The 12,498-nt window shown below is 66.4% G+C and carries 15 protein-coding genes, 1 tRNA gene and 1 pseudogene; 8 read left to right on the plus strand and 9 right to left on the minus strand.

Annotated elements, in window-relative coordinates:
• The first annotated feature begins 716 nt into the window (after positions 1-716).
• Together ABGB19_RS09665 and ABGB19_RS09670 are read left to right on the plus strand one after the other, a co-directional pair.
• Complete coding sequence (locus tag ABGB19_RS09665; RefSeq protein WP_347685687.1) at positions 717-1,661, plus strand: cyclopropane mycolic acid synthase family methyltransferase; 945 nt, start codon at positions 717-719, stop codon at positions 1,659-1,661.
• Positions 1,662-1,741: 80 nt separating this feature from the next.
• Positions 1,742-2,614: pseudogene (locus tag ABGB19_RS09670) on the plus strand (cyclopropane mycolic acid synthase family methyltransferase); the annotation flags it as partial.
• A gap of 6 nt (positions 2,615-2,620) precedes the next feature.
• Here the strand turns inward: ABGB19_RS09670 and ABGB19_RS09675 are convergent.
• Positions 2,621-3,871, minus strand: coding sequence for a KasA/KasB family beta-ketoacyl-ACP synthase (locus ABGB19_RS09675; RefSeq protein WP_347685688.1), 1,251 nt, complete (start codon positions 3,869-3,871; stop codon positions 2,621-2,623).
• A gap of 92 nt (positions 3,872-3,963) precedes the next feature.
• Here ABGB19_RS09675 and ABGB19_RS09680 point away from each other — a divergent pair, with 92 nt between their 5' ends.
• Positions 3,964-4,350, plus strand: coding sequence for a DUF2237 domain-containing protein (locus tag ABGB19_RS09680; RefSeq protein WP_347685689.1), 387 nt, complete (start codon positions 3,964-3,966; stop codon positions 4,348-4,350).
• Positions 4,351-4,396: 46 nt separating this feature from the next.
• Complete coding sequence (locus ABGB19_RS09685; RefSeq protein WP_347685690.1) at positions 4,397-4,879, plus strand: hypothetical protein; 483 nt, start codon at positions 4,397-4,399, stop codon at positions 4,877-4,879.
• Positions 4,880-4,886: 7 nt separating this feature from the next.
• Here the strand turns inward: ABGB19_RS09685 and ABGB19_RS09690 are convergent, their stop codons facing one another.
• Complete coding sequence (locus ABGB19_RS09690) at positions 4,887-5,129, minus strand: hypothetical protein (RefSeq protein WP_347685691.1); 243 nt, start codon at positions 5,127-5,129, stop codon at positions 4,887-4,889.
• A 166-nt stretch (positions 5,130-5,295) separates the two neighbouring features.
• Here ABGB19_RS09690 and ABGB19_RS09695 point away from each other — a divergent pair, with 166 nt between their 5' ends.
• From ABGB19_RS09695 to ABGB19_RS09705, 3 genes are all read left to right on the plus strand, one after another.
• On the plus strand, positions 5,296-5,571 hold the full coding sequence (locus ABGB19_RS09695) for a helix-turn-helix domain-containing protein (protein ID WP_347685692.1): 276 nt from the start codon (positions 5,296-5,298) through the stop codon (positions 5,569-5,571).
• Between the two features lie 169 nt (positions 5,572-5,740).
• The gene (locus ABGB19_RS09700) at positions 5,741-6,310 is read left to right on the plus strand and encodes a hypothetical protein (protein ID WP_347685693.1); all 570 of its coding nucleotides are present in this window, start codon (positions 5,741-5,743) and stop codon (positions 6,308-6,310) included.
• Complete coding sequence (locus ABGB19_RS09705; protein ID WP_347685694.1) at positions 6,307-6,828, plus strand: hypothetical protein; 522 nt, start codon at positions 6,307-6,309, stop codon at positions 6,826-6,828. Before ABGB19_RS09700 ends, ABGB19_RS09705 begins: the two co-directional genes overlap by 4 nt.
• A 29-nt stretch (positions 6,829-6,857) precedes the next feature.
• On the opposite strand, the gene ABGB19_RS09710 is transcribed toward ABGB19_RS09705, so the two are convergent.
• The 6 genes from ABGB19_RS09710 to ABGB19_RS09735 form a co-directional block, all read right to left on the minus strand.
• A complete protein-coding gene (locus tag ABGB19_RS09710; RefSeq protein WP_347685695.1) occupies positions 6,858-7,820 on the minus strand; it encodes a 1-acyl-sn-glycerol-3-phosphate acyltransferase in 963 nt (320 codons plus the stop codon).
• Positions 7,817-8,644, minus strand: a complete 828-nt coding sequence (locus ABGB19_RS09715; RefSeq protein WP_347685696.1) for a patatin-like phospholipase family protein — start codon at positions 8,642-8,644, stop codon at positions 7,817-7,819. The genes ABGB19_RS09710 and ABGB19_RS09715 overlap by 4 nt, the downstream gene beginning before the upstream one ends.
• Before the next feature lie 93 nt (positions 8,645-8,737).
• Entirely contained in the window at positions 8,738-9,853 is a 1,116-nt protein-coding gene (locus tag ABGB19_RS09720; protein ID WP_347685697.1) for an ATP-dependent 6-phosphofructokinase, read from the minus strand.
• Between the two features lie 42 nt (positions 9,854-9,895).
• Positions 9,896-10,255, minus strand: coding sequence for a hypothetical protein (locus ABGB19_RS09725; RefSeq protein ID WP_347685698.1), 360 nt, complete (start codon positions 10,253-10,255; stop codon positions 9,896-9,898).
• A gap of 123 nt (positions 10,256-10,378) precedes the next feature.
• Positions 10,379-10,801 carry a hypothetical protein gene (locus ABGB19_RS09730; RefSeq protein ID WP_347685699.1) on the minus strand — a complete coding sequence of 141 codons (423 nt, stop codon included), beginning with the start codon at positions 10,799-10,801 and terminating at the stop codon, positions 10,379-10,381.
• Between the two features lie 180 nt (positions 10,802-10,981).
• Positions 10,982-11,064, minus strand: a tRNA-Tyr gene (locus ABGB19_RS09735).
• A gap of 81 nt (positions 11,065-11,145) precedes the next feature.
• On the opposite strand from ABGB19_RS09735, the gene ABGB19_RS09740 reads away from it, so the two are divergent.
• Positions 11,146-11,637, plus strand: coding sequence for a YajQ family cyclic di-GMP-binding protein (locus tag ABGB19_RS09740; RefSeq protein WP_347685700.1), 492 nt, complete (start codon positions 11,146-11,148; stop codon positions 11,635-11,637).
• 6 nt (positions 11,638-11,643) lie between these two features.
• Here the strand turns inward: ABGB19_RS09740 and ABGB19_RS09745 are convergent, their stop codons facing one another.
• Positions 11,644-12,489, minus strand: a complete 846-nt coding sequence (locus tag ABGB19_RS09745; RefSeq protein WP_347686216.1) for an ABC transporter permease — start codon at positions 12,487-12,489, stop codon at positions 11,644-11,646.
• Positions 12,490-12,498 lie beyond the last annotated feature (9 nt).

Consider the following 12,498-nt stretch of genomic DNA (forward strand, 5'->3'; position numbering starts at 1 on the left):
GTTGCACGTGCACCTTTTCGCAGTTCCATCGCCCCAGCTTTGCGCCACCAGGCTGAACCGACGTTGCGCGACACACCTACCTGTCGCTCGGCCTCGAGCACCGGAGTGCCGGCACACACCAGGTCGACGAACTGTCTCCGCACCGCCAATGGGACGGGGTATCCAGACGGCATTGCAACCTCCAAACGGCGATATTGCAGTGACCGTATGAATCTGCCACCTCGAATGGCCGCACAACTTCAGTTTCGGCGCGATCTAGAGCGCGTGCAGGGCCCGGTACCACGAACGACGCCCCCGTCCGCGTCGGCGGGTACCGGGCCGAGACGACGGTCGGCGGTGAACCCGGCCAGCGGGAGCGCGGCGAGCACCACCGCCCCTTCGAGCACCGTCCGACGGCTGGGGCGCACAGACACGGCCGAGTGTCAGCAAGCCGTATGCCCGGTCGGTGCCCCCGGTCGTACGGTGTCCGCACGGGATCGTTCGGCCACGCGAACAGGGCGTGTACGGCAGCTTTTCGGCCCTGGCGATGACGCGTGCGAAATTTTCCCGGTTATCTCCACCGATTGCGGGGGCGAACAGGCGATAATCGAACCACAAAACATGCTCGGCGCTGGCCGACGGAGTCCCGACCTCGGGAGGTATGGTCAGGGCATCGTGTCGAAAAAACCTGCGCGATAGTCAAATAGCCGATCCCTCGAGCTCCTAAAGGGTGGACCGTGACAGAAACCTCAAACGCAACACAAAGCTCGTCAACGCAAGCGCAATCGAAGTGGCTGTCGAAGTCCGCGTCGCAGACCCGCGGATCGGACAAGAAAGAAGTCCAGTTCCACTACGACATCTCCAACGACTTCTTCAAGCTCTGGCAGGACCCGACCCAGACCTACAGCTGCGCGTACTTCGAGAAGGACGACTACACCCTCGAGCAGGCGCAGAGGGCCAAGGTGGACCTCTCGCTCGGCAAGCTGGGCCTACAACCAGGCATGACGCTGCTGGATATCGGGTGCGGCTGGGGCTCGACGATCGCCCGCGCGGTGGAGAAGTACGACGTCAACGTCATCGGCCTGACGCTCTCGGAGAACCAGAAGCAACACATCGAGGACTACTGGTTCGCCAACCTCAAGAGCGACCGGAACATGGAGGTGCGGCTGCAACCGTGGGAGGACTTCGAGGGCAAGGTCGACCGCGTCGTGTCGATCGGCGCGTTCGAGCACTTCGGCTTCAACAAGTACGACGACTACTTCAAGAAAACCTTCAGCTGGATGCCCGACGACGGGGTGATGCTGCTACACACGATCATCATCCCCAGCGACGAGGAGATCAAAGCCAAGAAGCTGCCGCTGACCATGTCGAATGTGCGGTTCATCAAGTTCATCATGGACGAGATCTATCCCGGCGGCCGTTTGCCACTGGCCGCGCAGGTTACCGATGCCGCGCACCGCAACGGCTACACGGTCACCCGCGAGCAGCACCTGCAGCCGCACTACGTCAAGACGCTGGACGCCTGGGCAGCCAACCTGGAAGCCAAGAAGGACGAGGCGATCGCCATCACGTCCGAAGAGGTCTACGAGCGGTTCCGCAAATACCTGACCGGTTGCGCGGACCTGTTCCGCAAGGGCTACACCGACGTTGCGCAGTTCACCTGCGAAAAGTCGCCTGCTTAGCCGATTTATGAAAAGTGCGTTATATCAATTAGCCTGACTCGTCGCATTTTGATCAGACCTTCGGAGGAGGCCACCAAGAGATGTCGGATAGTTCGGGGACGACGATGAAGGTGGCCTACGAGGACGTCCAGGCTCACTACGACATCTCCAACGAGTTCTTCGGCCTGTTCCAGGATCCGACGAGGACGTACAGCTGCGCGTTCTACGAGCGCGACGACATGACGCTCGAAGAGGCGCAGCTCGCCAAGATCGACCTCGCGCTCGGCAAGCTGGACCTGCGCCCGGGGATGACGCTGCTCGACGTCGGCTGCGGCTGGGGCTCGGTGATGAAGCGGGCGATCGAGCGCTACGACGTCAACGTCGTCGGCCTGACCCTGAGCCGCAATCAGTGCGCGCTGGGCCAGCAGATCCTCGACGCCGTAGAGACCGAACGCTCGCGGAGGGTGCTGCTGCGCGGCTGGGAGGAGTTCGACGAGCCCGTCGACCGCATCGTGTCCATTGAGGCGTTCGAGGCGTTCCCGAAGTCGCGCTACAAAGCGTTCTTCGACACCTGCTACCGGATCATGCCCGACGACGGCCGGATGGTGCTGCAGACGATCATGGGTCACCCGCTCAAGCGCTGGCCGGAGATGGGCATCCCGATCGTCATGTCGGACCTGAAGTTCATGCGGTTCATCGCCAAGGAGATCTTCCCCGGCGGTTCGGTGCCCTGCGACGAGGACGTCATCGAGTACTCCACCAACGCCGGCTTCACCGTCGAGGCCCTCGACACGATGACCCCGCACTACGTGCGCACACTCGACACCTGGGCGGAGAAGCTGGAGGCCGCCAAGGACCAGGCGATCGCGGTGACGTCGCAGGAGATCTACGACCGCTACATGCGCTACCTGGTCGGCTGCTCGGACTTCTTCCAGCGCAACGTCAGCTACGTCGGGCAGTTCACCCTCGTCAAGTTGCGCTCAGTACGCGCCGAAGGCCAGCGTGACGTTGTTGCCGCCGAAGCCGAGCGAATTGCTCAGCGCGTAGCGGTACCGCCCGCGGCGGGGCTGCTCGGTGACGACATCGAGGTCGATCGCGGGGTCGAGGTGCGTCAGGTTGAGCGTGGGCGGGATGACGCCGTCGCGCAGCGCCTGCACGGTCAGCACCGCCTCGATGGCCCCCGCGGCGCCCAGCGAGTGCCCTAGCGCGGCCTTCGGCGCGTACACCGCCGGATTGTGACCGCCGAATGCGCGGCGGATCGCGTGCGCCTCCGCGAGATCGCCGGCCCTGGTCCCGGTGGCGTGGGCGTTGACGTGGTCGATGTCGGCCGGCTCCAGGCCGGCCAGCTGAGCGGCCCGCACCATCGCGTCGGCGGCACTCTCGCCACTGGGTTCGGGTACGACGAAGTCGTAGCCGTCGGAGGTGATGCCCGCGCCCATGAGGCGGGCCAGCGGGCGCGCGCCCCGCGCCACGGCGTGCTCCTCGGTTTCGATCAGCAGCAGGGCACCGCCCTCCCCCAGCACCATGCCATCGCGGTCCTCGTCGAACGGACGGCACGCGCCTGCGGGATCGTCGTTGTTGGTGGACAGGATCCCCTGCTGAAGAAACGCCGCGACGGGCACCGCCTCGATGTGGGTCTCGACGCCGCCGCAGATCGCGACGTCGGCCTCGCCCATGACCAGTTGCCGCCAGGCGTAGGCGATCGCCGCCGCACCGGATGCGTCGGCCATCACCGGCGAGAGGATGCCCGCCTTGGCCTGGTGGTCCAACCCGACCGCGGCGGCGGCCCCGTTGGGCATGTACATCTGGATCGTCAGCGGGGACACCGCCCGCAGCCCCTTCTGCCGCCAGTCGTCGTGCTGGGCGGGGATCTCCTCCGTCGACCCCAGAGCCAGCCCGATGGAGACGGTCAGACGCCGCGTGTCGACCTCCGGGGACCCGGCGACATCGAAGAGCCGGCGCCCGAGCACCGTGGACATCTTCTGCATGAACGACGTGCGGCGTTGCTCGACGCGGGTGAGGTGCTTGTCGAAGTCGTCCACCAGGGAACCACCGATACGCACCGGCGAGTCCAACTCGCCGACGAACCACTTGTCGAGCGCGCGGATGCCGCTGACGCCCTGCTGCAACTGCAGCCAGGTGTCTTCGGCGTCCGCCGCCACTGCCGTGGTCGACACGACAGCAGTGACGACGACATCGGGAAACCCGTCGCCGGTCCTCAGCGCGGCCATGCCCGGTACTCCTTAATCCGTCCACTCGCGAGCTGAATATGTTGGGGTATCTCTTGTTACCTTAAAACTCCCTGATCGAGGTTGGATCGTTCGTGGCTGAACTCAATGTGTTGGGCGCTCCGCTGGAACCGTGCGGCACCGACCCGATGACGGGCTTCTACCGTGACGGCTGCTGTTCCACCGGGCCGGAGGACATCGGCAGCCACACCATCTGCGCGGTCGTCACTGCCGAGTTCCTGGCGCATCAGCGCTCGATCGGCAACGACCTGTCCACGCCGCGACCGGAGTACCGGTTCCCCGGGCTGCGACCCGGCGACCGGTGGTGCGTCACCGCGGTGAACTGGCTCAAGGCGTACCAGGACGGCTTCGCCGCCCCGGTGGTGCTCGCGTCGACCCACGAGCGCACGCTCGAGGTGGTGCCGATGGACGCGCTGCGGGAGAACGCGGTCGACGTGCCCGACGACCTCGGCGGGCTGTAGGGCGGAACCTGGCGCGGGCCTCAGCACCGGGGCCTACCGTGAAACCATGACTGAACAGGTCCCCGCGGTGACGCCGTCGCATCCGCCGGCCGCGCTGCTGCGCATGGTGAATCCGTTGATCGGCCGGCTGCTGCGCACTCCCCTGGCCGGGTCGCTGCGCAAGCAGATGATGGTCATCGACGTGGCGGGGCGAAAGTCGGGGCGACGGTATTCGATCCCGCTGAGCGCGCACCAGATCGACGGGTCGTTGTACGCGTTGACGAGCGCGCCGTGGAAGAACAACTTCCGCGACGGCGCCGTGGCCGAGGTGCTGCACGACGGCCGGGCGACGGCCATGCGCGGTGAACTGGTGACGGACCCGTCGGCGGTGGCCGAGTTGTCACACCGCTGCGCGCAGTCGTACGGACCGAAACGGGCGCAGACCATGATGGGGATGAAGTTCCGTGACGGGCGCATCCCGACGGTCGAGGAGTTCGCCGATGCCGCTCGGCGGGAGCGTTTCGTCGCGGTTCGGTTCAGTCCGGCCTGACCGGGAGCTACGTGTCGATCACGTGGCGGTCGGCGCGGACCCGTCGCGCCCGGGACTTGGCGATCGCGCGCGACACCACGTGCACGAGCGCGCGCCACGGTAGCGAAACCGGCCACAACAGCCCGAACATCACCGCCACCAGGGCGTGAGCCGCCGGCCGGAGTACGCCGGCGTGCGCCCGCCAGAACCACCAGCCGGTGGCCACACCGATGCCCGCGTAAGCGATCAGTGTGAGTACGTGATCACCCACGTCCCCATTATGGGTGCCGTGGGGCGACGGCCACCGCGCCGCAAGGGACTTCGGTCCTCAAGATGCATGCCGTTTGCCCTTGCCCACCGGTAATTGCAGGACCGTAAATTGTTCCCGACGAGGGGCCGAACGCTGGCTTGCCGGCGCCAAGCCGAAGGGACCCCAGGTGCACATTTCGAGCATCGACGGTGGTGCTGCCGCTGCGGGAGACTCCACGCCGCCCGCGGCCGCTCGATCTCCTCACCTTCACCAAGTCTCGGCCGGGGACGCGCGCAAGCGGCCGGTTGGCCGGCCGCGGGCCCTGGACGCCGAGAAAGTCGCTCTGGTGAACCGGTTGCATGCGCTCGGCGTGTCCAAGTCCGCCATCGCGCGGACGCTCGGTGTCAGCAGGCCGACCGTCTATCGGGCGCTGGCCGACGTGGAGGCCGCTCACCCGGCCTGAGCGAAGCCGAGAATCGCTGGCAGCACGGCCAATTGACGGCAACCCGTCGCACCTTGCGGACTACCCGCGACACCGCATGATCCGTGCGCAGACGCCTGGCCCGGGACGGCAATTGACGTTTCCGAAAACTGCTCCGGGGTACCCCGGGGGAGCACAGGAGGTTCGAGATATGCCTACGTGGGGTTGGATTCTGATCGCAGTCCTCGCCGTGATCGCGGTGGTCGCCATCGTCGTCGCCGTCCGCGCCACGAGTTCTCGCAGACGATCGGAGCGACTCAAGGAACACTTCGGCCCCGAGTACGAGAGAGCCGTCGTCACCTCCGGAGACCCACGCGTCGCCGAAGACGAGCTCGCGGCCCGGGAGAAGAAGCGCAAGAAGCTCGACATCGTCGCGTTGTCGCCGCAGGCGCATGCGAACTATGCCGCGCAGTGGCGGCGGGTGCAGACCGCGTTCGTCGACAACCCGTCCGGAGCGGTAGGTGAAGCCGACCGACTCGTCAGCCAGGTCATGCGTGAACGCGGCTACCCGGTCGAGGATTTCGAGCAGCAGGCGTCCGACATATCGGTCGACCATCCCGAGGTCGTCGAGAACTACCGCGCCGCACACGGCATTCACCTCTCCCAGGAGCGCAGTGATGTCGGCACGGAGAAACAACGTGAGGCGTTCGTCCACTACCGCGTGCTGTTCGAAAAGTTACTCGAGACCGACAAGGGCAAGCCAGAGGAGGCGCGAGCATGACAACTCCCGATCCAAACCATGACCAGCACCAGCAAGCCGCCGGACCGGCAGAGCACGTCGGGCCTGGCAATGAGGCGATGCAGGCGGAGAGCCGGCATAGCCAATCCTCCGGCGTCACGCCGGTCGACTCAGCTAGCCGGCCTTCGGAATCTCCGGCTGCGCGAGCAGGCTCGTCCACCGACGAATCGCTCTTCGGTGAAGGTCTGCTGACCGGGTTACGGTCGCGCTGGGACGACGTTCAGGCCGGTTTCGTCGACGATCCCAGACAATGCGTGGAGAAGGCAGACAGCCTCGTTTCGGATGTCGTCGAACGGCTCACAGCCGCCTTCGCCCACGCCCGGTCGCGGCTCGAGGAGCAATGGGCCCGGGGCGAGGACGCCTCCACGGAGGAACTCCGTCTCGCGCTTCAGCGCTATCGTGAGTTCTTCCAGCGGCTCCTCTCGGTGGACGACACGAAACGCGAGCATCACGATCGACCGGTCGAGCATCAGTCACCAGAGGGCCAGCAGGTGACCTGAATACGGTAGGTGCTCAACGGTATTCGACCTCAACGGTATTCGACACTGTCCGGGCTACGGTCAGTGTTCATCGCGACCCAGGCGTCGACACTGCTCCACGTCCGCTCCAACCATCCAGTGAGTTGATCGGGCTGCGGGAGTTGGGTGGGCGGCACCAGGACCGTACGAACGAGCATCCGGTGGTGTACCGGCAACTTCCACCACGGGCGGTCCCGTCCATCGGGCGAGAACCCGCTATGGGTGAGCACCAGGATATTGGCTCTGGGCGCGCCGCTCAGCGCAGCGGCGGCTCCGCCGGTACGCGGCGGCAAGGTGTACGACTGTCGCAGAGCCCGCCTCGCGGCGCGCATCCGGCCCGCCGAGCGCAGTTCGTGAATGGCCTTGCGCCACCGCGGCCAGCTGAAGTTCGCTCCCTCGGGAAACAGCAGCAGCGCCTGCCCGCCGGTCAACGACCCGGCCAGCTCGTGAATCTGGCGGCGGGCACGGCCACCCCGCGCCAGGAAGCACAGGCAGCCCAGGTCGCCGGCGAAGTCCAGGACCGGCTCCCAGCGGAGAACGGCCTTGAGCGCCACCCGAATCTGCAGCCCGTAGCGGATCGTGAGCAGCCAGGCCACCAACACGCTGTCGCCGGGTCCGCAATGGCGTGAGAGCACGATCAGCGGCTCCTGGCGGGGTATCCCCTCCGGCGACGCCGATGCCGAGTCCAGCACCACCTCCACGTCCAAGATGCGCCGCACGGCGGTGTAGGCAGTGTCGAGGAAGCCCCGCACCAACCGATCGCCGTCCCGGTTTCCGCACATCAGCCGAGCCAGGGTGCGTAATTCGATTGCGGCGTAAGCCATCATCACCGCGACGGTGCGCGTCGGGCGACTCGACCGCATCGCCAGCCCCGCCACCGCCGTGATCGCCAGCAGCACCGGACCCGACACCAGGATGGCCACCGTGAGCACGGCGACCAGCGGTACCGTCACGGATCGGCGCAGCAGAGTCATGGCAGGGCCTCGAGGTAGTCGCGGGTCGCCGCGTATGCCAACTCGGCGCGCCGGGTGGTTCGAGTGGCGTCGCGGTAGCGCAGGTTCGACCACGTCGTGGCCGAGCGCGGAGGCAAGCCGGTCGGAAGCACATGCACGGTCACGGCGGAGCTCACCCGTTCAAGGTCACCGTGGAATCGATGCCGACGGGAAATCTCGAAAGCCGCGAACGCCACTTCCCACAGGAACCGCGGCGCCTTGAGCTGCTCCTCAACTCGCCCGACGTGAAGCACCCACACGGTGTCGGCGCCGCGGGCCACAGCGTGGTCCAGGGGGATGCTGTTCACCAGCCCACCGTCGAAGAAGTGCTCGTCACCGATCTGGACAGGGGGGAACACACCCGGCAGCGCGCACGACGCGAGAACGGGCTCGATGAGATCACCGCTGTCGAACCACTGCTCGCGGGCCCGCTCGATGCTGGCCGCCACACACTCGAACGGCACGGCGAGTTCCTCGAAGGTTCGTGCGGGCAACCGATCTCGCAACATCTGCCGAAGCGGGCCGTTGCCGTGCAGCGACGTCCTGCGGCGCACGACATGTGCGGTTCGTCGGAGCAGCGACCCGTCGAGCACACCGTGTTCGGCGAGGCTGCCCCAGATATCCAGCAAGCGGTCGACCCCGTGCAAGGTGGGGTCGGCCGCGATCGCGGCACCGTTGATCGCGCCGACCGACGTACCGCACACCAGATCGGGGCGCACGCCGGCTTCCAGCAGTGCGCGCGCCATGCCGGCTTCTGCGGCGCCGAGAACCCCGCCGCCGCCGAGCACGAACGCCGTGCACGTCACGCCAGGAGATATACCCACACAGCCGTTGTCGACGCGCTGGCCGGAAGTCGGCCAGGTATGCACCAAATCCGCGCCGAGCGACCTGGCTCGGCGTCAGTCGCCGAAGCTCACCCCGATTTCGCGGGCCGTGAGCACCGCATCCCCGTCGAGCGGAACCCTTTTCATACGCTGCGTCGCCTCGGCGAGCGGCACGTAGTCGACGATCGGCGGATTCAGCGCCACCATCACGCCGTCGGCGCCCTCGGCGAGGCCTCGCACGGCCGCGGCCCCGAAGCGCAAGCCGAGAACCCGATCCAATGCCGTCGGTGACCCGCCCCGCAGAAGGTGACCGAGCACGACGGTGCGCGACTCCTTGCCGGTGAGCTCTTCGAGTCGGGCCGCCACCTGGGCCCCGATTCCGCCGAGGCGCTCGGCTTCCCCCACCTTGTGAGTCAGCACGGCTGTCTGCCCGCCCCGGGGCGCCGCCCCCTCGGCGACCACCACGATGGAGAACCTGGCGCCGCGACGATCGCGCTCCATGATGGTGGCGGCCACCGACTCCAGATCGAAGGGGATTTCGGGGATGAGGATCGCGTGCGCCCCCGATGCGACCCCCGCTTCCAGCGCGATCCAGCCGGCGTAGCGGCCCATCACCTCAACGACGATGACGCGGCCGTGGGAGGTGGCCGTGGTGAACAACCGGTCGATGCACTCGCACGCGAAACTCACTGCCGTGTCGAAGCCGAAGGTCTGATACGTCTTGTCGAGGTCGTTGTCGATGGTCTTGGGGACCGCGACGACGCGCATACCCGCCTGGTAGAGCCGGTACGCGATGGCGAGCGAACCGTCTCCTCCGGCGGTCACCAGTGCGTCGATCGCGTGGTCCCGCAACATCTGCACCAGTTCGGCCGTGCGGTCGACCGTGAGGTAGCTGCCGTCCGGCTGGGGCACCGGGTAAGCCGTGGGGTTGTTGCGGTTGGTCGTGCCGATGATCGTGCCCCCGCGGTGCAGGATGCCGCGCACCGACTCTCGCGTCAGTTCGATCAGGCCGCCGTCGGGATACTCCTCGGGGTGCATCAGTCCGGCGAAGCCGTCGCGGATGCCGACGACGTCCCAGCCGCGATTGCGCCCGGCCAGCGTCACCGCCCGGATGACGGCATTCAGGCCCGGGGCGTCACCGCCCCCGGTCGACACGGCGATGCGCTTGATCGGAGGATTAGTCTCAGCCACGCGGCCGAGCGTACGTCCGCTTCGACCATCGCGGGTTACAAGTCATCCGGTGGGCGGTGTGATCAGTGCGGGCGATCGCCACTGCTGGATGAACCGGCCGAAGTCGCTGACCTGGGTGGTGGTCGGAATGAACGGCTCGACGAACTGCTCGAACGCAGCGACCGGGCTCCACGGCACTATCGCATTCGGCGGGACGAACTGGTTCCACATGCCATCGACGCTGCCGATCACCGGATCGACCGCGCGCATCAGGGGTAGGGCGGTGGAATCCGCGACGGCGGGACCCAGGTCGGCGGGATCACCCGGCTCCGCGACGGCCGGAGTGGCCATCGCGAGCCCCCAGACGGCCGCAGCGATGGCAAGAAGAAGCGACGGGGCGACACCACGGGCTGACGTACTCATATTGATCCTTCTTGCGATACGTCCGACACTCCCCGCCCGCCTGGCTTCGCAGACCCCCGTGCCGGAATGCGTATGTTAATCGCGCGCGGCCGCACCCGTAGCCGAACGGACGACGCAGGCCGGTCAGCCGCGGTTCTCTTGTTCGTTCCGGCGGATACGCTCCCAGCCGAGCGCCCAGATCCGCTCGAACTCCGCGGTCATGAACCGATCCTCGAAGTGCCTCGCCAGCACCCAAAGACCGTGCGCGGTGATGTATTCGAACCCCTCGACGACGGTGACATCGCCGGACTCGATCAACCGCACCTCGCCCACACCGCGCCAGAACCCACCAAAGACCCACCGCACGAGTCGATCAGGCTCCGTCTTCACGTTTCGAGCCGCGAGCGGAAACGGGAAACGTTTCAACGGAACGGCGTACCAGCCATCCCCCTTGACCTTGGTGTCGCCGGCCGCGCCGTAGAGCGTGGCCCAGTCGGCAGGGGTAGCGAAGTACCCGAAGATGCGATCCGCAGGAAGGTCGAACTCCTCGCGGAACTGCAGATACACCGAGATCTTCCTAGCCGCCGGCCGATGTGGCGCTGATGTCGGTGACGCGGGCGACGCCGCCTGCCATGAGGGACCTCCCACTGTCCGTGATTCGATGACCACAGCTGTGACCATTCAACTCCTGCCGAGGCAGGTGGGAGAAGCCTCAAAACGCGATTCGGTCAGAACTCCTGACATGGGTGGCAGGTGCAGGATTCGAACCTGCGTAGGCGTAAGCCGACGGATTTACAGTCCGCTCCCATTGGCCGCTCGGGCAACCTGCCTGGTTTGGTGCGCATCGCAGAATACAACGAGGATGTACCTCAGACCCAAATCGAGCCAACCACCGAGGAGGACCGGATCCAATGGCGGATTCATCGTTCGACGTCGTCAGCAAGGTCGACCGCCAGGAGGTGGACAACGCGCTGAACCAGGCCGCCAAGGAGCTGGCCACGCGTTTCGACTTCCGCGGCACCGACACGTCCATCGCGTGGCAGGGCGAGGAGACCATCGTCCTGACGTCCTCGACGGAGGAGCGCGTCAAGGCCGCCGTCGACGTGTTCAAGGAGAAGCTGATCCGTCGCGACATCTCCATGAAAGCGTTCGACGCCGGTGAGCCGCAGGCGTCGGGCAAGACCTACAAGGTCAGCGGGCAGATCAAGCAGGGCATCAGCAGCGAGCAGGCCAAGAAGATCACCAAGCTCATCCGCGACGACGGCCCCAAGGGTGTCAAGGCGCAGATCCAGGGCGAGGAGATCCGCGTGAGCTCGAAGAAGCGTGACGATCTGCAGGCCGTGATCGGCCTGCTCAAGGGCGCCGACCTGGACGTCGCGCTGCAATTCGTCAACTACCGCTGACGCCGCTCAGCCCGCCAGGTTGAAGTTGCCGGCCGTTCCGTAGACGGCCAGCGACACCAGCAGCGTGACCGACACCACCACCACGAGCGATGCACGCACCGCCCGGCCCGTCGCGACGCCGACACCGGCCGGTCCGCCGGTGGCGGTATAGCCGTAATAGGTGTGGATCAACAGGATCGCGAGGGCGACGGCGATCGCCTGGACGAACGACCACAGCAGATCGATCGGGTTCAGGAACGTCGAGAAATAGTGGTCGTAGAGCCCTGAGGACTGTCCGAGAAGGACGACCGTCGTGAACCGGCTAGCGACGAACGACAGGATGACGGCGATGGCGTACAACGGCGTGATCGCGATCAACCCGGCGACCAGCCTGGTGCTGATCAAGAACGAGACAGGCCGGATCGCCATGGCTTCCAATGCGTCGATCTCCTCGTTGATACGCATGGCGCCTAATTGCGCGGTCACACCCGCGCCGACCGTGGCCGCCAGCCCTATCCCGGCGACGACCGGAGCGGCGATGCGGACGTTGATGAACGCCGACAAGAATCCGACCAATGCCTCGATCCCGATGTCTCCGAGCGAGCTGTACCCCTGAACCGCCAGCGTTCCGCCGGTCGCCAGGGTCAGAAACCCCACGATCGCCACGGTGCCACCGATCATCGCCAAGGTGCCCGCGCCCATCCCGATCTCGGCGATGAGGCGCGCGATGTCACGCCTGTAATACCTGACCGCGTACGGAATGCCCGCTAGCGACGTGCCCCAGAACGCAGTCTCATCACCGATTCGGCCCAACGCGCCGATGGGTCGGGCGATTTCCCGGGTCAGGCGTGGATAGAGGGGCGGCAGGTGCATGACGGCCTT

The organism is Mycobacterium sp. B14F4 (assembly GCF_039871645.1).
Lineage (GTDB): Bacteria > Actinomycetota > Actinomycetes > Mycobacteriales > Mycobacteriaceae > Mycobacterium.